The following is an 18,256-nucleotide window of genomic DNA, read 5'->3' as shown; positions in this document are numbered from 1 at the left end:
CCTCAAATTTTATTGATAGAATTCGTGCAAGAGCTGGTCGGTTTCATACAGTGGTAGGCCAACAACGGCGGAGTAACTGCCCTCAATTCGAGTGACAAAGCGCCCGCCTAACCCCTGAATACCATAACTACCAGCCTTATCGCATGGTTCACCCGTATGCCAATATTGTTCTATTTCTTGCTCTGACAAGGTTTTAAACCATACGTCTGTCGTTACTACGACCGTTTCTTGAATTTCATGTGTGGCAACAGTCACAGCTGTCATCACCTGATGCGCTCTGCCTGAGAGCGCCAATAGCATTTGTTTAGCATGCGCTAAATCATCGGGCTTTTCCAATACCTGTTCGTCACATACGACTATGGTATCCGAACCAATTACAACTGAAGCTGGCTGCTGAACAACGGCGGCCATCGCCTTATCTTTTGCCAAGCGAGAAACATATTGCAGTGCAGTTTCACCCGTTTGACGGCACTCTTCGACATCCGTTTTTACTACCGAGAACGTGTAACCAAGTTGAGATAACAGCTCTTTGCGTCGTGGCGAGCCTGAAGCCAAAATTAAAGGTTGGGTCATTTTCTATCTTATATGCCAGTGGCGTCTAACACGACGCATCAATAGGAACATCCATGGCCATAGAACACAGTTGATGAGTCCACTCCATAATGAGACCGGATTAAAGGCCACATCTTGAATGAGGTATTCACCACAGAAAATCAGCACATCAAGCAGAACCGACATCACACCGATCAAAATGGCCTGCTGCCATAGCGCCATGTTGCGAATAACAAGGAAGTTCAACGCGACTAGGTAGATGACAATCGACATCATCATTCCGCGAATTCCCAAAGTGGATCCAAGCAATAGATCCCACAGCAAACCCAAGATTAGCGCTGAGCCAACGTTCACCCGATGAGGTAGGGCTAAAACCCAGTAGCATGCCACCAGTAGTAGCCAAGATGGACGCAGTAAATCGAGCATGCCTGGCCAAGGGATCGTTTGCAGTGTTAGCGCAATTAAAAACGAACAAGCAATGACAAACTTTCCTTTTAGTACACTATTTGTCATTGTTTATTGTTCCTCTATAGATTCTGGGCTGACCTGCTGAATTTTATCCTGACGAGAATCATTCGGCCAAATAAGCAACAAATAACGCAGTCGTTCAAAATCGACCACTGGCTCTGCATCAATCACAGCAAATTCACGCGCAGTGTCTCGCTCTACTTTCGCGACGTGAGCAACAGGAAATCCTTCCGGATAGATGCCACCTAAACCTGAGGTGACCAAGAGATCGCCCTCTTCGATATCCAGACTAATCGGGATATGGTCAAGGTTAATACGATCAGACTTACCGTTCCCTGAGGCGATCACTCGAATATCATTACGGATCACCTGAACAGGGATCGCGCTTAGACTGTCTGTTAGGAGTAAAACTCGACTATTGTGCGCCGAAACGAAGGTGACTTGTCCGACAATGCCTTTTTCGTTTGCGACAGGCTGACCAACATATACGCCATCGATATGGCCTTTATCGATCACAACTTGGTGACGGTAAGGAGAGGTATCCACCGCCATGACTTCTGTGACAACTTTACGTTCATCGCGGATAAATGAAGAGCCTAACAGCTTGCGCAGCCTTTGATTTTCTTCACGATACTGATCAAGCAACAAGAGATCATTCTTGAGGCGAAGCACTTCACGCTTCAGTAAGCGAGTACTCTCCATATAGTCTTGACGAACATTGAAACGTTCGTAAGCACCGTCAAACATCACACGTGGGACGTCAGCCAAGTACTGAATCGGAGCGACCATACTATTGAGCAAATAACGAACTTGAGCAAATGTGCCTAAACGACTATCAGCCAGCATAAGGCTGGCTGATAGAATAACGGCAAAAAACAGGCGTAACTGTAGTGAAGGTCCTCGGCCAAAAATAGGCTTCATGGAATATGAGATCCTTATCTTGCCAATCTTGGCACTAGGCCAAGATCATTCAAATTACTCTTCGCTAAATAGATCGCCACCGTGCATGTCGATCATCTCAAGCGCTTTACCACCACCACGAGCAACACACGTCAGTGGATCTTCTGCAATCACAACCGGAATACCTGTCTCTTCAGTTAGCAGACGATCAAGATCTTTAAGTAGTGCACCACCACCGGTCAGCACCATACCATTTTCAGAAATATCAGAGGCTAGCTCTGGTGGACACTGTTCAAGTGCAACCATCACTGCTGAAACAATACCTGTTAGCGGTTCTTGTAGCGCTTCTAAAATCTCATTTGAGTTGAGGCTAAAGCTACGCGGCACACCTTCAGCAAGGTTACGACCACGAACTTCGATCTCTTCAACTTCATCACCTGGGTAAGCGGAACCGATCTCATGTTTGATTTTTTCAGCCGTCGCCTCACCAATCAAGCTGCCGTAGTTACGACGAACATAATTGATGATCGCTTCATCAAAGCGGTCACCACCGATACGTACAGAAGATGAATAAACCACACCGTTAAGTGAGATAACTGCAACTTCGGTCGTACCACCACCGATATCGACCACCATAGAACCGGTTGGCTCAGAGACACGCAGACCTGCACCGATTGCTGCAGCCATAGGTTCATCGATTAGGTAAACCTCACGAGCACCTGCACCAAGCGCAGACTCACGAATCGCACGACGCTCTACTTGAGTTGAACCACAAGGTACGCACACCAAAACGCGCGGGCTTGGTTTCAATACACTGTTATCGTGAACTTGTTTGATAAAGTGCTGCAGCATTTTTTCAGTCACGTAAAAGTCAGCAATAACGCCATCTTTCATTGGACGGATAGCAGAAATGTTGCCAGGCGTACGACCCAACATTTGTTTAGCTGCATGGCCTACAGCGGCAACGCTTTTGCCTGCGCGGTTGCGATCTTGGCGAATAGCTACGACTGAAGGCTCGTCTAGAACGATACCCTGTCCTTTAACGTAGATTAGTGTGTTGGCAGTACCTAAATCGATAGATAGGTCATTAGAAAATATGCCACGAAGTTTTTTGAACATATTCTTCGCTCGTCCTGAAAGAATTAGAAGATAGAAAATTGCACTAAATGTACCAATGCCTTGCCGTCACAGCAAGGCATTGAAGTGTAAACATGGGCTGAAACACGCAATTTCTAACAGATTCCTAACGATATGCAGAAAAATGGCAAAAAATTCCTATCTAAAGACGCGCCAATATCACCAAAAATAGAAACGTCACACTCTACTGGCTAGTTTTTTTCACTCCACCAGATCACTCGGTCGTTTCCTCGGTAGATACCAAATTGAACAACACCGGACTCTTGTTCATCAAATGCACTATTGCCGCTGATATCTCGTTTGAGCCAAGGAATACCATGAGTTTCTAGATTGAAAGAAGTGCTGATTTCACCAGTTGCATTTGCTCCTGGAGCAGAGAACTCTATCCAACCCTCACCTTTATCAATAGTACTGTTCATCAAGCTAGCATTAACCTCAGGTTGAGTCGGGGAACCATTGATCACGACATTATAATCACTAGATGTGAAACTAAACCGCCCCACGGCAACAAAGTCAGTACACGAATCAGCAGTATTGGTCTGGAAGCGATTGTTGGCAAAGTGTTGAACTTCTACACGCTGCCGCACCGGAGAAACTTCTGCTCCATAGGTATTGTGGATCAGCATTTGTCCCCATCGTAACTGCATATTACCATCGACATCAGAAAAGGTATGGCTCAAACAGTCATTGGCACTATTGCTATCTGCGGTTTTAAAACAAACGTTGTCTAAATCAGTCAGGTCAGCTTTACTAACTGTCAAATCAAAGCTGGCATCAAATGGCTCGATTGGCGTTACTTGTTTGACGTAAGTAACCTTTTCATCCACCAGTTCTAATTGACTACCTGAAGTATCCGCTCGCTGCAAAGATGCGAGATTGTCTGGATTAAACTCGATACCTAACCCATTGCTGCTGGCGTAACTGCGCCCAGCCCAATTGCCGCTGTAGCGCCACCATTGGCCGATAAAGTAGTTGCTGGTGACGCTAGACCCATCGACCACGACCGGATTAAGCACTAAGCTTGGGTTAACCAAATAGCTAAAGGATTGTCCGATGTAGGTAAACCACTCCGTGCCGACTTGACAGACCGACCTAAGCATTGGCGCTTGAGCACTGGGCTGAACATTAAAGTAGGCTGGAACAAAGCGCCCGACATTTGATGCCACGCCATCAGGAGTATCAAGTGAACTTCCTAAATAGGTATTAGGTTTTACTTTAAAATCAAACACCCCGACTTCAGAAACGCTCTGATTAATCGTCGTCATTTCACCCAAAGTAATGGTCGCAGAAGATGTACCAAGAACACCAACCACTCCGCCGTCAGCCGTGCTTGGAGCAATGATTTCATGCTCAAGTGTCACACCATTTGTATAGTTTTTTGTAACTACCGCTGTGCCATCACTTTCAGGTTCAGCATAAGCGATAACCTGTTGAGAAAACTCCTGCCCTGCCTTAGTAAACACATTACAGCTTATATTTGCGTCTGAACAACTACCATCGGCACCACTACTATTTTTTGCAACCACACCTAGCGCTTTAGGGACGGAGACAAACTGATCACTACCCACTAGGGTTAATCCTGATTCATCACCTTGACCGCTGTATTTGGCATTGAGCTGCATTTGACCAGCTTCTGGGTAGTTTAGATTAAGCACAGCCTCGCCGTTGTTATCAAACTGAATATCAATCGAACTTAAAGAACCCTCTTCAGTCGCGATCTCTTGGCTATCAATTGAGATTTTCGCTTGCTCAATCACATTATCAATATCTGGGCTTATATACGTGCTCCAAAATCCTACCTTCTTTGTAACATTGCCAAAGCTCGGTACACACTGCTGAGAGCTATCACTCGCCTTAACCGCCTTTATCACTGCTGTCGCTGCACTATTGGCATACATATCTGCAACATCAACTACAAAACCACTCTCTTGGAAAGAGATAGCACATTTATCACTGGCAAAGGCAGAGCCACCACTACTACACAAGGTAGTTGAAAACGGTTTGGTTGTTGGAGATGAACCACTGACACCAATTGTGACGGTACCGGGCTGGTTTTTACGCAAGTCAAACTTAGCGCTCCCCCCGGAAAAAGTAACTTCGTTACCTCCAACCCATCCACCGCCACCAGAGACGCTACTCGGGGTCAGAGTTGCTGTAACCGAGCCGGTGTAAAGCTCACTACAGGTACTATTTTTACACGCTTGAATAGTGACTTCTTCTGCGTTACACGTTAATCCTGACCCTGTGTGACTGAACCTAAAATGATCGATTTGGTCTTCAATAGGGCGAGAATTTAGAGCACAGACTTGGAAGTTATCAATTTCATGGTTGTTTCGAGAACCACCAGTAGAACCAGTGATTGAAAGCAAAAAGTCTTCAGGAATAGGTGACTGCGCGTACTGGCTAGCTAACACATCAATTGGGCCAACAATAGTTTGCCAATTACTACCAGCACCAATACGACGGAAAATTTCTACGTTCGATTGACCAGTGTTGCGAGAATCCACTACTATTTTATAGCGATGCACCTGACTAGGATCTGACGTATTGTTATCATCTACTTTAGGGTCTAAGCAGTTTCCACTCTGATTAGAGTTACCATTGTTACAAGCGCCAGCTAAGTACTTGTAACCCGTCTCTCCAACCCCCGAACCTCTCAATGCGACAGATTGACGTCTGCGCCCAGGTTCAGAACCTGTACCGCCTTCGTTGGAGAAATTACCATACTCATCAATACCTACACCGAGCCAACCGCCAGAAAAACCCGGTTCATTTCGTTTAAACCCATAGCCTAGAGGGCCACCAAAAGCACCTGCCGATGGTGTTACCGTCGCATCAGAGAGGACGATAGCAATACCATCAGCTCCATTGCCACCATAAGCAAAGTGATCAAACTCAACCTCTACTAAGTTATCTCTAGCAGGGAATAGTCGCTGGTAACTCGAAGCTGTGGCTTGGTTCCTTACCGCTTCAGTGAATCGTAAACGATTATTAACAATTCCAGGGGTAAACGAACCTTTACTGGTTGAAGTGACCCAAAGATCTGACAACGATCCATTATTGAAGTCGTCTGTAAAACACTGTAGCTCTGGAGACGACGAACATTCGTGTCGTTGCTCCATCAGTACTTGTATCTGTTGCTTGCTTAATGCGATATCAAAGATCTGAACTTCATCTATGAAACCGTCAAACGCCCTACCGGGGTATCCCTCGTGACCAATTTGAAGAGGCTTTGAGTTTATCTCAGGCTGCTCAGACTTTCTGTTTCCGCGTTTTTTAGCGTCAATGTAGAGCTCTGCACGTTCTTTATCTTCATCATAACGAATTGTAATAAAGCTCCATTGGTCGAGACTTACAGACTTATTACTCGTAATTGAGTGTTCATCCCCGTCTTCATCCAGCCACCACCAAAAAATCTTACCATCAGAGTTCAAATGGAACTCAAAGTTGCTGTCTTTAGAAACAATACTGAATAGATCACTATCAGGCAGGCTCTTAGGATAGATCCATGCTGATACAGTAAAAGATCCATCCATATCCAATAAACTGTTATCAGTAATTTCTACATACTGGTCTTGTGAATTAACAAATGAACCGTAGCCACAAGTGCCCATCATATCTATCGCAGGTAACGCTGAGTTACTTGAAGCAGGCTCTGTACTCGCTCCATTGTAGGCCCGCCCATGCAGTCCATTCCCAGAACTATCTTTGACTTCACCATTGGCACCAGTCCAGCTCTCTTCTAAGTGATAAAGAGCTACAGGCTCCGGTAAATCTGCTGAATTACAAGCATTCTCAGGTTCTGTGCGATAGAGACACGTACCGACCACGGAACTGCCGTCTTTTACATAAACCGTACCCCAATTGGGTTGCCCCGCCGTTACATCACCAATTACTTGTGTACCGTCTTTCAATTCGACTTTATTGTTAGTACTGATGATGTTTCCGCGAATATTCGAATCTTCGATCACGACATCGCCATTGGCACTAATATTACCGACAACATCTGATTCTTTTATCGTTATTTTATTGTTTGGAGTTGTAATATTTCCCGTAACTTCTGATTCTTCAATAACAATATCGCCGTTGGCATAGATATCTCCAGCCACATCCGAGTCTTTGATCGTGATCTGATTATTTGGTGTTGTAATGCTCCCCGCTACTTCCACACCTTCAATAACAATATCGCCACTGGCATTGATGTTCCCACCAACATCACTGTCTTTTATCGTCACCTTGTTATTGCTAGAACTTACTTCACCGCCGATCGAGCTATCTTTAATATCGATATCTCCGCCTGTAACTACTCCTCCTGTAACCTCAACATCTTCTAGTGAGATGTCACTCGAGTTTGCAGTAATCCCACCATAGAGTTTGTTGGCATTCTCAGACCAATCTATCGAACCCCATGAAGATTCCAGATCTATTCGAGCAGATGGCGAACCTATCGTATTTTTACCATCAAAACTAAAACCATCATCCGCCTTTAAAACTGAGTTGCTGCTTGCCTCTATGCTGTCTCTCGTATCTAGTTCTACTTTACCATTTCGGCAGTGATACACATTAGTAAAGGGGTTGATATCCCAATTGTTAGTAGAACAACTAGGCAAATCAGAAAGGTCCATACCGGGTGATAAGACATAGTTAGTCGCAGCAAAACTTGGCAGCACAATACAACCAAGCATTAAAAGAAAAATTCGTCTAACTATCATCACTAAGTCCTACTTCAATTACTCGCTGATGTACCCAATCACCAACGGTACAGCTACCCGTGGAGGTCAACTGATAGACACGTTTCCCACTATCTAAGATACCGACATCCAGGCAAGTTACCTTAGCACGACATTGCGCTAGGCCTTCACCTTCAAATTCCAGAGTTTGCTCGGAGCCCGAACGGCAGCTGCCTGTGGTGGTTAGATAGTAACGACTAATCTCTATTTGAGCGCCGGATCTTGCAGCCATTTCAGCGCGTGTACCGATAACAGACGCAAGCAATTGGTCACTATTGCGCTGTTGATTTCGGTTGGCAGTCAAAGCAACTAAGCCGAGCACAACAACAATAATGAACACGACTAATATTAGCCCGCTGCCTTGCTGCTTATGGCGTGTTGTAGATAAGTGCATCATGGTCAAACCTTACCTGCTCCCCTTTCGCTTCAAATATTAGCTCCATTTTTATCAAACCATTTCTCTGTAATTGAGGTTGTTCAACAACAAAATTTGCACCCGATAAATTCTCAACCATTTTAGTAGGGGCTCCCAAATACACGGGATCTAAGTCAAGTCGCCCTAAAGGGTAGCCGGAGTATCGATTTAGTGTGCTACCAAACTTACAAAACGCAACTAATTGATTATAGATATAAAAGCGGTTAGCTGGGGAGCCATTGGTAAACACAGTTGGTGGAGTAAGATCGATATCAACCATCGACCAAGTTGCTGGTGGCACTGGTGTTGTAAATGTTACATCATTCTCAATCACAGTCACCTGACCACTCCCAGTAGGTGTTGCTCTTAGTTCCGAATTAGAGGTTGGATAAATAGTAAGACGATCATTGGCAGTGATCTGCTTGGTAATGGGTAGCACACGCAGCGTATCACTACTCCCCACGACTGGTAGCTGCTGATAAAGGCCACTGTTTACGATTGGGACAAACTCAATGCAACTACCATCACCATTGACGACAACGCTATTAGGTACCGCTTCTCGGAGCTCTCGCCTTAGCCTCTCAGTTACAAACCGCCCTTGCTGAACGAGAGCCTCACGTGATGATGTGTCAGAAAAAAGCACCAATGACTGGCGAATAACTTCCCCAAGAAACAGCCCAACCACGCCAAGCAACACAATAGATGCAACCATCTCAATTAAGGTAAAACCTCGCACTCGCATTAGAAGTTACCTCGTGTAGTGGCAAACGGATATTTGTTACCCTGTCTATCGGTAATAACGACGTTTATGCGCTTGTAGTTTGTCGCTACATTCGACACTTGCCCTAGCATAGTGCCGCTACTGTCTTGCTCATAGAAGACTTGAATATCAATATAGTAACCGTTGTAACCAGCACTTAAGGTGTTATCTAATACGTCGGTAGCCAAACCACTTAAGCCATGAAAATCATCCACATCGTTATATGCTGATTTAGTCGGCTCACCATCTGCACCAAGTTGATTTGGTAACGTACATGACTCTGCATCCGCAATAGTTTTGGGGATGCACTCTGGTAGCCCACCGTACGGACCAGACTTTTCATCAAAGTTTCGACCAACCACTTCATCCATCACGGCCCGGCCTAGTTCTGCCGCCTTTACCGCAGCGATTTGCTCAACACTTTGCCGACCAAGAGGAAATAAGGACGCTGTAATACCCGTGACCGCAATAGCCATAATCACTATGACGATGACCATCTCAACTAAAGTGAAGCCTTTGGCGTTAACACGCATAGATGCCCCCTTCAGTATTGATGCAGATAAGTCCTGACGCCCCCGAACTCACCGTCCAGCGTAATTGACAACTGCTAGTGGTACATTGTGCAGGACGACCTAAGCTATTGAAGTCGATATAGTTGGTAGCATTATTAGTCGTTAAGGAAAGCACTGTTCCATTTAGGCCCGCATCGACGAAACTGCTATCCAAAGTATCGTTCTCAACTCCACTATCTCGAATACTACTGACGCAAACATTCGAACTTTTGCTTGGAGAAACATGGGCAGCTTGATTGGCTTCAACAAGCCAGCGACCACAAAAGCCATTGCGATGCATAGCGCGTAACTGAGTTAAACGAAGGGAAGAGAGCAACTCACTCTCGATGAGATGGCTGTCAACACTACTGGCACCGAAATAACGGCTTGAAGCATAAACCGAAACGATCGACACCAACAAAATTACGACGATCAATTCAACTAAGGTGAACCCTGCAAGCTTGCTATTAACCATGACCCTTTCCATGGAGGTAAGATATATCCATTGAGTATATACCAAATAAGCCTATAGCCATTGTTTTTTAAGGGATTTTGATAAGAGATCTTAATATTACTATAGATAAGAAAAAGGCCAGCGATGCTGGCCTTTACAAAATGTAGACTTTATGGAGGAGTACACGTAGCAGTAGTAGTTGACAGTACTACTGTAGCAGGCTCAGTGGCAGAGTTCGCTTCTGTATATACAACACAAGCACCAGTATAGTTTTCAAAACCATATACGATTGACGCAGCATTCGAACCGCTGTCACCTGTATCTGAAATCACAATAAAGTCACCTGATTGATCAACGGCAGCCCCAATGCCGTCGTCGTTATCAGCAATCGGATAACCAAACGAGTGCTGGATTCCATCTATCTCATTTTCAGACGTTCCTGTTACCCACTGAACTGTTTCTATACCGTCAATAGCTGCGCGCCCGTACGAAATGCCCATTGCACCAGCTACCGCACCACGGAAGCCTTCTAGCGTCGCTTGGCGAGCATCATCTTGCAGGTTTAAAAATCGCGGCGCCGCTGTCACAGCAAGAATACCCAGAATAACAATTACCACCACTAACTCAATTAGGGTGAAACCACCTTGTCGTTTCATAGTAAAAATCTCTCTTTAATGGTTATCTGCAGCGTTACTGCAGGGTTACGGTCACGCGACCTGTTTCAATTTCATAGACAAACTGATGTTCGCTATTGCCTTCTTGTTGAATATAAGTACAAGTCGAGGCAGCATTATCTGCTTGTGCTGAATACTTAATATTAGAATCCGCTTGAGCTTGGGTTACCGTCCCCACTTGTGGCGGATTCTGAAGTAAATTTTCCATCAAATCTATACAGATTTCATTAGTTAAACTAGTAGGAAAAGTAGCGTTGTCGGTATTCACCGCATACGGGTAGCCATCTCTAAAGTCACCACCCGACTGGCTGCTACTGGTTAGCCAAAAATCAACACCATCATAGTTTACGGTATTGCGAACATCCGTTCCGATAGTAATTGACGGTCTTGCTTCTGCTTCCCATTGCGCTCTTGCAGATAACACACCTGTGGCATAGCCACCAGCAACACCTTCTACACTGGCTTTTTTCGCTTCATCCGTGACATCAAGAAAACGCGGTAAGGCTGCGACCGCTAATAAACCCACTACCACGATCACGACAACCAGCTCAACTAACGAGAAACCAGACTGTTTGTTTGACATATATTCATTACCTACAGTTTTGTACCTAGCATTATACGGAACTTGCACTAATACGCCATATTGAAAGTGTCAATAATACTACTGCGCCAAGAAACCAGCCTTTGCTATAAATTTATTATCAATCAAACTGATAGAGATCATGGTATTGTTTGACAAAAAGTACTCACACCAAAAGTCACTCGCATCAGTCTTGTTTTCAATCGCGATAGGTTTCGCTCCCATCATTTCATGTTGCGGATGCAAAATATCAAGCCACAACACACAATCCACTTGTTGCTTATCGTCCAAAGGTTTAACCCACCCCATGTTAGTGTAGTTCAACGTTTGGCCTTCAATCGTTAAAGACGGCTGTTGCCCAGCCAGCAACCACTGTTGCTTGTAGTAACTGGCTCGCTCTACAATTCGCTGACTTGCAAGCAACATGGCAGATTGGTCGGCTTCTTTAACCACGTTTTGCCACACCAACATAAAGCTCATGATCAAACAAGTGATAACCAGCAACCAAATCGCAAGCCGAGAGCGCTCGATATAGCGAACCAGACTACCCTTTAATCGCATCCAGCATTCCCCACATCGGCAGAAAGATTCCGAGTGCGAGAATCAATACCATTCCAGCCACTATCACCAACAGAATAGGCTCAATTCTTGCCGTAAGAGTCTTGAGATCGTAATCCACTTCTCGATCATAAAAGTCCGCGACCTCAAGCAGTAACTCATCAATTCGACCTGTTTCTTCACCCACGCTGATCATTTGAATGACGAGTGGCGTAAATACGCCACTATTGATTGCCGTCGAAGAGATGGCGCCACCTGCCTCAATCGATGCTTTCATTTCCATTAAACGATTCTCAAGATATTTATTACCAAGTGCCTCAGCAGAGAGCGCTAAAGATTGGTTCAATGGTACGCCAGCTTTTAGCATTAAGGCGAATGTACGTGAAAAACGTGATAACTGAGCGCGATTGATCAGCTCGCCAACGACTGGCATTTTAAGGCGCCATCTGTCCCACGTTTCTCTCCCTTTCGCCGTACTCAACCATGCCCGAAAACCAAACAGGCTCCCCACAATAACGGCAATCATCATTGGCCAATAGTTGACAAAAAAACCTGACGTATTGATCAAAATACGCGTCGGGAGCGGAAGATCGACGCCAAAACGTTCAAACATACTCGAAAACTGCGGGATCACTTTGACGTTAAGAATAAACAAGGCGATGACGATAAAGCTGATCACAAATGTCGGATAGCGCATCGCCGTTTTGATCCGTTTGCGCGTTTCTACCTCTTGTTCATAGTAATTCGCCAATTGCAGCAAGGCTTGATCGAGCCGACCGGTATTCTCACCAACATGGATCATAGAAACAAACAGCGGGCTAAATACTTTGGGAAAGAGTTGCATCGAGGCTGACAAACTTCGCCCGTTGGTCAACTCTTGTGTGACATCTTCTAGAGCGGTCTGAAGCTGCTTATTGGCGCTGTTTTGACTCAAGCCCTTCATCGACCTTAGCAAAGGTACCCCTGCTTTAGTCAGGCTGTACAGTTGACGACAAAAGATCACTAACACTTCAAGCGGGATAGCTGGCGTTAACAGCGCTTTCAAGTCGACACTGACCACACCCTTACTGGTATGGGAAGAGATGTTAATTGGAATAATCCCTTTGCCCATCAACTGCTCAGCGGCCGCCTCTTGGGTTGGCGCTTCTATCTGCCCCGACGCAGCACTGCCATCTAGGTTTCGCCCTTGGTATCGAAAGCTTTTCATTCTCTACCCTAGATATAAATTGCTTGTGCGTAACCCGATGAGTCTCCTTCACCTAGACTCATCACTTCACTTAAACTGATCGTACCTTGCAATGCCAACTCCATCGCCGAGGCGAGTAACGGTTTATAGCTTGCTGACTGACGAGCGACTTTCGAGAAGCCAACCGCGTCATTTGCCCGCAGCATATCCATCATCTCTTGCTCCAGCTCTAACATCTCGAAGACGCCGATTCGGCCACGATAACCGGTTAGATTGCATTTTTGACACCCACGACCTTTAACAAAACTCGCACTGACTTGATTTGGGAAACGCTGCGCCAACCACTGTTTACGCGCATCATCCAACGGCGCTTCGGTTTTACAGTCCGAGCACACCTTACGCACCAGTCGCTGCGCGACAACGGCACGTACTGAACTCGCGACTAAGTACCCCGGTGCGCCCATATCCATCATACGCAAAGCACTGTCTATTGCGTCATTAGTATGCAGCGTGCTGAGAACTAAGTGACCTGTCAGCGCGGCTCGTAAGCCTATTTCTACCGTTTCTTGATCTCGCATCTCCCCCACCAGAATAATATCCGGATCTTGACGGAGGAAGGTTCTCAATACGGTTGAAAAATCGAGGTCAATCTTAGGATTAACCTGCACTTGGTTCACTCGCGGTAAACGATATTCAACTGGGTCTTCGGCAGTGATGATTTTTTTACCCGGTTCATTCAGCTCGTTGAGTGCGCCATAAAGGGTGGTCGTTTTGCCTGAACCCGTTGGCCCAGTGACGAGAATCATGCCATGAGGACGACGCAGTTGACGTCGTAGCCTTTCAAGTAGATGAGGTGGTATACCTGACTCTTCCAGTTTACGTACACCAGATGACTGATTGAGTAAACGCATCACCACCGATTCACCGTATTGGACTGGCATCGTCGACATACGAATATCAACCGATTGTCCTTTGGAGCGAATGTTAAAACGTCCATCCTGTGGTAGGCGTTTTTCTGAAATATCGAGGTTGGCCATCAGCTTTAAACGTAATACGAGCGCTGAGGCAATATTCACTTCGCTGAGTAAGGTCTCGTGTAATACACCATCAATACGCTGACGTAGGCGTAATACATCTGAGTCTGGCTCGATATGAATGTCCGATGCGCCAACTTGAATCGCATCTTCAAATAGAGAGTTAATCAGTTTAACGACAGTCACTTCGTCGCTATCTTCACCCTCTATATTAAAATCAAACGCTTCTGTGACTTGATGCTCAGCCTGTAGCTGTTCAGCGAAGGACGCAATTTCTTTGGTTCGGCGGTAATAGCGATCAAACCCTTCCACCAACTGTCCTTCAGGAGCGATGACAAACTCGATAGCGTATTGAGACAATTGACCAAGCAGAGCTTCTTGAGCAAATAGGTCAGCGGGATCACTCATCGCCACACGCAAGGTGTCCATGTCTCGGCCAATGACTAAAGCGCGTAGACGCCTAGCGTGAACTTCCGACAGCAGTTGTACAGCGTCAATATCAACATCTGCGCGATTCAAATCAATCAGTGGAATATTGAGCTGTTGGGAAAGAAACGACAGCATTTGATGTTCGGTCAAAAAACCGAGTTCAATCAGTGTTGCCCCCAGCTTACGGCCTGACGTCTTTTGTGCGCTGAGTGCCTGTTCCACTTGCTGCTCAGTAATAATGCCTTCTTCTACCAGTAAGTCACCGAGGCGTTTTCTTAATTTAATTTTCACTCGGCTGCTCCTCTAAACTGCTAATCAAGGCGATACGATCACGGATGAATTGTTGAGATTGGCTGGAAAGACCTAATTTACCCAACGCTTGTTGATATGAGTGCTTAGCCTCTGTCAGCTCAAACTCGCGCTCTTGCGAAATACCTAGTCCCATCCACCAGCGACCGCTTTGTGGTTCGAGTTGCACCAATTTTTGATAGCTTTGTAGTGCCAGATTATCTTGCTGCTCTTTTTGCGCTAGCGCCGCTCTTAACGACAGATATTCGACAGAAGCAGACTCTGGCAGTGCCGTCAAGACCGTCAATGCCACCGCATTTTGTTGCTCTTTCATTAACATTCTTGCCAAAGAGAGGCGTAAGGTCGAATCATGATTGTCTAGCACGATACCTTTCTGCAGAATATCTGCCGCTTTACGCAGCTCCCCTTTACCGTAATAAAGAGCGGCTAAACGTTTTCTGACTTGTTTGTTGTGTGGCGTATAGCGTAATGCTTCTGCATAGAGGTTAAGCGCCTCAGAGAGGTTATTGCTGTCTAAGGCTTTTTTTGCGCTTTCTTGCGCCTTAAGCGACAACTGCTGCGGAGTCAGTTCAACTTGCTCAATCACCACCATGCCCTGAGTTTCAGCTGGTGCGACTTCAGCGACGTTGGCTGGCTCTGGCGATGATGAAAAGTCTTGGTTTGGAGTCGAGGTTGCCTTCGCTATTTTCACATCATGAGCAATATTTTCTTCACTGACGACGTGATAAATGGGTTGTTCGATGACGGCCACTTTAGTGGTTGGAGAAACAGCCTCCGTTACTGCACTCTTTTCAGGTACAGATTGATGGATAAGCTCAGTTGGCGATTGTTGTGACAGCGCCCAGCCTCCAACAGCCAAACTCAAGCTAAAACTTCCAACAACCCAAGGTAATACCGCGCGTTGCTTGATTGGCTTCACGTCTGCTTTACTGATTTCGCCAGTTAACTTGGTTTGTTCACTGGCAAGCTGTGAAAGTGCATGATTAATGACACTCATTTATTCACTCCACCCCCATAGCAGCGGGCTTTTAAATTTTGGTTTACAACTGTCGTAAGTATCGTGAATCGCATCGTAAAGCTGCGCATTCGTCACCTGTGGTGTTTTATGACTACAGGCTAATAACAAGGCTTTATGGCCGATCTGATTAATAAGTCGTGGATACCCGCTACTCGCACGCCAAATAGCTTTTTTTTGGCTCAGATTAAACAAGGTTTCGCTGCCTCCAGCTTTCACCAAACGGTTATTAATGTATGCCACACCTTCATCAAGCGTTAAGCCACGTAATGTCGCGCTAAAAGTGATTCGCTGACGAAATTGCCTTAAGTGATGTTCTGCAAGTCGCTGATCCAACTCAGGCTGCCCAAGTAAAATAATTTGCAGCAACTTTTCTTGTTCGGTTTCGAGGTTACCAAATAATCTCAGCACCTCTAACGCATCATCACTCAGTGCTTGCGCTTCATCAACCAGAACAACCACATGTTTATTGTTCGCTTTTAGTTGAATCAGTTGCTTGTGTATCTCATCAACAATCGTCGCCTCGTTACTGCACTCCAGCCCGAGTTCTGCTGCTACGGCCAAACGTAATTGGCTACCATTGAGCGCAGGATTAGGAATAAAAACCAACTGTACATTGTGCTTAAAATGCTTAACCAGCAATCGGCAGATCATGGTTTTGCCTGTCCCTACCTCGCCAGTAACTTTGATTAACCCTTCACCCATTTCAAGTGCCGAGTTGACCATTTGAATGGCCTCGAAGTGCGGCGCTAAACCAAGAAACATCTCGGTATCTGGAGTCAGATGAAACGGCCAATTTTCGAAGCCAAAATGGTCAAGATACATGATGATTAATGCTCGTCAGGGAACCACTCTTGTAATAAGTCGCGAGAACGCTCTAATTCTTTCTGCCAAGTATTGACGCCAACTACCGATGGTTTAAGCAAAATGACCAACTCGGTTTTTTGTGTCAGTTTAGTGGTATTGCGGAACAAATGCCCTAGCCCTGGTACATCACCTAAAAATGGCACTTTCGATACGCGATCTAAGGTATTAGACTTCATCAAACCACCGATGACGACAACATCCCCATCTTGCGCTCGAATCACAGAGTCGGACTCACGAATAGAGCTGGTTGCCAATGGCAGAGTCAAACTGGTATCGCCATAGCTGATTTCTTTACGCTCTTCACTAACATCGATCACCGCTGGGTGAACGTGCAGCAAGACATTACCTTGGTCGTCAATTTGCGGTGTAACATCAAGCGAGATACCCGAAAAGAAAGGCGTCAACTCCACATCCGTAGAGGTATTGGTTGATGATGTACTGGTATCTGTGTTGGAGGAAAAGTCGGTAACAAAGTAACTATCAGTACCAACTTTGATCACCGCTTTTTGGTTGTTAGATGCTGTCACGCGTGGGCTAGACAACACATTGAGATCTCCTTGTGTCGCCATAAAGCTCAGCACTGCATCGAAACTGCCGCTCGAGATAACAAGATTTGACTGGCCGCCCAATAAGCTTCCGATTGAATCCAGCCCTGGCAATACGGCAGGTAAAATCGCGCCAGTGGCATCCTTAACAATCGAACCCTGACCTAAGGTGTAGTTGGTACCATTGGAAGTAAAGGCTTTCGACCAGTTAATCCCTTGTTGGTAGCCGTCGCTGAGCGTAACTTCGAGAATCTTAGCTTCCAGAATAACTTGGCGGTGCATGCGTTGCTGAGATACGCCTAAAAAGTTGCGCACCTCTCTAATTTCATCTGGATAAGCTCGAACAGTAATCACACTGGCCTGTGGCGTTACAACAACACTTTGACCATCACCCGATCCAATCAATTGTGCGACCGCTTTTTCTAACTGAGGCCAGAAGTTACTTTCACTGGTTGTTTCAATCTCAGTGCCGCCCTGAACATTGCTTGAAGTACTGTTGGTCGATCTAGAGTCCGAAGAACTCGTAGTATTTGTTGAGCGTGAAGATGAACCATCATCGGTATTAGTAATAGTGCCGGTCGAAATTGACGTCAAAGAACGGCCAGCGCGCTTAAACTGGAGATAATCGACAGGTATAGTGACCGTTCTCAACCCAGCGGGGTAAATTTGAATCACATTACCCACTTTATCAATGTCATAACCGTACATGTCTTGGACAACAGCTAAGACTTCATCGAGTGAAACATCGTTTAAGTTGACAGTTATATTTCCTGTAACACTAGGGTGAATAGCGGCGCTGTATTGCGTGCCTTTAACTAAGCTAGCAAAAAATGCCTTCGCGTCGACGCCATCGGCTTTGATTCTGAAACGCTTTATGGTTTTAGATATCAGCGCATCATCGTTGCTCAGCTCTGGCATAAGATCAGCTTCAACCGAAGCAGGTAGCGTCTCAAGAGAGCGGCTATTGCTCTCATTAATCGATTGATTAATCGCCCCTTTTACCTCTACAGGATCCCTATGCCCCATAGCACAACCAGCTAATAAGCTTGTCACAGTGATTGCAATCGCGAGTTTATGCATACGTTCCCACTA

The 18,256-nt window shown here is 45.6% G+C and carries 17 protein-coding genes; all 17 read right to left on the bottom strand.

Features of this window, described 5'->3' with window-relative positions:
• Positions 1 to 9: 9 nt before the first annotated feature.
• The 17 genes from TW81_RS15330 to mshL all read right to left on the bottom strand — a co-directional run bounded on the left by TW81_RS15330 (position 10) and on the right by mshL (position 18,244).
• Positions 10 to 573, bottom strand: a complete 564-nt coding sequence (locus TW81_RS15330) for a Maf family protein (RefSeq protein WP_045956607.1) — start codon at positions 571 to 573, stop codon at positions 10 to 12.
• A gap of 3 nt (positions 574 to 576) precedes the next feature.
• Complete coding sequence (gene mreD / locus TW81_RS15325; RefSeq protein ID WP_045956606.1) at positions 577 to 1,065, bottom strand: rod shape-determining protein MreD; 489 nt, start codon at positions 1,063 to 1,065, stop codon at positions 577 to 579.
• A gap of 3 nt (positions 1,066 to 1,068) precedes the next feature.
• On the bottom strand, positions 1,069 to 1,941 hold the full coding sequence (mreC, locus tag TW81_RS15320) for a rod shape-determining protein MreC (RefSeq protein WP_045956605.1): 873 nt from the start codon (positions 1,939 to 1,941) through the stop codon (positions 1,069 to 1,071).
• Positions 1,942 to 1,995: 54 nt separating this feature from the next.
• The gene (locus TW81_RS15315; RefSeq protein WP_004747218.1) at positions 1,996 to 3,039 is read right to left on the bottom strand and encodes a rod shape-determining protein; all 1,044 of its coding nucleotides are present in this window, start codon (positions 3,037 to 3,039) and stop codon (positions 1,996 to 1,998) included.
• 209 nt (positions 3,040 to 3,248) lie between these two features.
• On the bottom strand, positions 3,249 to 7,769 hold the full coding sequence (locus TW81_RS15310) for a DUF6701 domain-containing protein (RefSeq protein ID WP_052706228.1): 4,521 nt from the start codon (positions 7,767 to 7,769) through the stop codon (positions 3,249 to 3,251).
• Positions 7,759 to 8,184: a hypothetical protein gene (locus tag TW81_RS15305; protein WP_045956604.1), complete on the bottom strand. Its 426-nt coding sequence runs from the start codon at positions 8,182 to 8,184 to the stop codon at positions 7,759 to 7,761. The genes TW81_RS15310 and TW81_RS15305 overlap by 11 nt, the downstream gene beginning before the upstream one ends.
• On the bottom strand, positions 8,156 to 8,944 hold the full coding sequence (locus tag TW81_RS15300; protein WP_156980979.1) for a PilW family protein: 789 nt from the start codon (positions 8,942 to 8,944) through the stop codon (positions 8,156 to 8,158). Before TW81_RS15300 ends, TW81_RS15305 begins: the two co-directional genes overlap by 29 nt.
• On the bottom strand, positions 8,944 to 9,495 hold the full coding sequence (locus TW81_RS15295) for a type II secretion system protein (protein WP_045956603.1): 552 nt from the start codon (positions 9,493 to 9,495) through the stop codon (positions 8,944 to 8,946). Before TW81_RS15295 ends, TW81_RS15300 begins: the two co-directional genes overlap by 1 nt.
• Entirely contained in the window at positions 9,485 to 9,988 is a 504-nt protein-coding gene (locus TW81_RS15290; RefSeq protein WP_045956602.1) for a pilus assembly FimT family protein, read from the bottom strand. The genes TW81_RS15295 and TW81_RS15290 overlap by 11 nt, the downstream gene beginning before the upstream one ends.
• 149 nt (positions 9,989 to 10,137) lie before the next feature.
• The gene (locus TW81_RS15285; protein ID WP_045956601.1) at positions 10,138 to 10,623 is read right to left on the bottom strand and encodes a prepilin-type N-terminal cleavage/methylation domain-containing protein; all 486 of its coding nucleotides are present in this window, start codon (positions 10,621 to 10,623) and stop codon (positions 10,138 to 10,140) included.
• A gap of 34 nt (positions 10,624 to 10,657) precedes the next feature.
• Positions 10,658 to 11,224, bottom strand: coding sequence for a prepilin-type N-terminal cleavage/methylation domain-containing protein (locus TW81_RS15280; RefSeq protein ID WP_045956600.1), 567 nt, complete (start codon positions 11,222 to 11,224; stop codon positions 10,658 to 10,660).
• A 78-nt stretch (positions 11,225 to 11,302) separates the two neighbouring features.
• Positions 11,303 to 11,782: a hypothetical protein gene (locus TW81_RS15275; RefSeq protein ID WP_045956599.1), complete on the bottom strand. Its 480-nt coding sequence runs from the start codon at positions 11,780 to 11,782 to the stop codon at positions 11,303 to 11,305.
• Positions 11,766 to 12,986 carry a type II secretion system F family protein gene (locus TW81_RS15270; protein WP_045956598.1) on the bottom strand — a complete coding sequence of 407 codons (1,221 nt, stop codon included), beginning with the start codon at positions 12,984 to 12,986 and terminating at the stop codon, positions 11,766 to 11,768. Before TW81_RS15270 ends, TW81_RS15275 begins: the two co-directional genes overlap by 17 nt.
• 8 nt (positions 12,987 to 12,994) lie before the next feature.
• Positions 12,995 to 14,719 (bottom strand): MSHA fimbrial ATPase MshE, encoded by a 1,725-nt coding sequence (locus TW81_RS15265; RefSeq protein WP_045956597.1) that lies wholly within the window; start codon positions 14,717 to 14,719, stop codon positions 12,995 to 12,997.
• Positions 14,709 to 15,734, bottom strand: a complete 1,026-nt coding sequence (locus tag TW81_RS15260) for a tetratricopeptide repeat protein (RefSeq protein WP_045956596.1) — start codon at positions 15,732 to 15,734, stop codon at positions 14,709 to 14,711. Before TW81_RS15260 ends, TW81_RS15265 begins: the two co-directional genes overlap by 11 nt.
• Positions 15,735 to 16,577 (bottom strand): ExeA family protein, encoded by an 843-nt coding sequence (locus TW81_RS15255; RefSeq protein ID WP_045956595.1) that lies wholly within the window; start codon positions 16,575 to 16,577, stop codon positions 15,735 to 15,737. It abuts the gene before it with no gap.
• A gap of 5 nt (positions 16,578 to 16,582) precedes the next feature.
• The gene (gene mshL / locus TW81_RS15250; protein ID WP_045956594.1) at positions 16,583 to 18,244 is read right to left on the bottom strand and encodes a pilus (MSHA type) biogenesis protein MshL; all 1,662 of its coding nucleotides are present in this window, start codon (positions 18,242 to 18,244) and stop codon (positions 16,583 to 16,585) included.
• Positions 18,245 to 18,256: the final 12 nt, after the last annotated feature.

This window comes from Vibrio galatheae, assembly GCF_000967545.1.
GTDB classification, from domain to species: domain Bacteria; phylum Pseudomonadota; class Gammaproteobacteria; order Enterobacterales; family Vibrionaceae; genus Vibrio; species Vibrio galatheae.
This window is presented reverse-complemented; position numbering and strand designations above follow the sequence as displayed.

Excerpts from the sequence above, each read along its gene's own strand:
- TW81_RS15270 (WP_045956598.1), bottom strand. The coding sequence starts at position 12,986 with ATGAAAAGCTTTCGATACCAAGGGCGAAACCTAGATGGCAGTGCTGCG.
- TW81_RS15310 (WP_052706228.1), bottom strand. The coding sequence starts at position 7,769 with ATGATAGTTAGACGAATTTTTCTTTTAATGCTTGGTTGTATTGTGCTG.
- mreC (WP_045956605.1), bottom strand. The coding sequence starts at position 1,941 with ATGAAGCCTATTTTTGGCCGAGGACCTTCACTACAGTTACGCCTGTTT.
- TW81_RS15300 (WP_156980979.1), bottom strand. The coding sequence starts at position 8,944 with ATGCGAGTGCGAGGTTTTACCTTAATTGAGATGGTTGCATCTATTGTG.
- TW81_RS15260 (WP_045956596.1), bottom strand. The coding sequence starts at position 15,734 with ATGAGTGTCATTAATCATGCACTTTCACAGCTTGCCAGTGAACAAACC.
- TW81_RS15280 (WP_045956600.1), bottom strand. The coding sequence starts at position 11,224 with ATGTCAAACAAACAGTCTGGTTTCTCGTTAGTTGAGCTGGTTGTCGTG.
- TW81_RS15275 (WP_045956599.1), bottom strand. The coding sequence starts at position 11,782 with ATGCGATTAAAGGGTAGTCTGGTTCGCTATATCGAGCGCTCTCGGCTT.
- mshL (WP_045956594.1), bottom strand. The coding sequence starts at position 18,244 with ATGCATAAACTCGCGATTGCAATCACTGTGACAAGCTTATTAGCTGGT.
- TW81_RS15330 (WP_045956607.1), bottom strand. The coding sequence starts at position 573 with ATGACCCAACCTTTAATTTTGGCTTCAGGCTCGCCACGACGCAAAGAG.
- TW81_RS15290 (WP_045956602.1), bottom strand. The coding sequence starts at position 9,988 with ATGGTTAATAGCAAGCTTGCAGGGTTCACCTTAGTTGAATTGATCGTC.
- TW81_RS15255 (WP_045956595.1), bottom strand. The coding sequence starts at position 16,577 with ATGTATCTTGACCATTTTGGCTTCGAAAATTGGCCGTTTCATCTGACT.
- mreD (WP_045956606.1), bottom strand. The coding sequence starts at position 1,065 with ATGACAAATAGTGTACTAAAAGGAAAGTTTGTCATTGCTTGTTCGTTT.
- TW81_RS15285 (WP_045956601.1), bottom strand. The coding sequence starts at position 10,623 with ATGAAACGACAAGGTGGTTTCACCCTAATTGAGTTAGTGGTGGTAATT.
- TW81_RS15315 (WP_004747218.1), bottom strand. The coding sequence starts at position 3,039 with ATGTTCAAAAAACTTCGTGGCATATTTTCTAATGACCTATCTATCGAT.
- TW81_RS15305 (WP_045956604.1), bottom strand. The coding sequence starts at position 8,184 with ATGATGCACTTATCTACAACACGCCATAAGCAGCAAGGCAGCGGGCTA.
- TW81_RS15295 (WP_045956603.1), bottom strand. The coding sequence starts at position 9,495 with ATGCGTGTTAACGCCAAAGGCTTCACTTTAGTTGAGATGGTCATCGTC.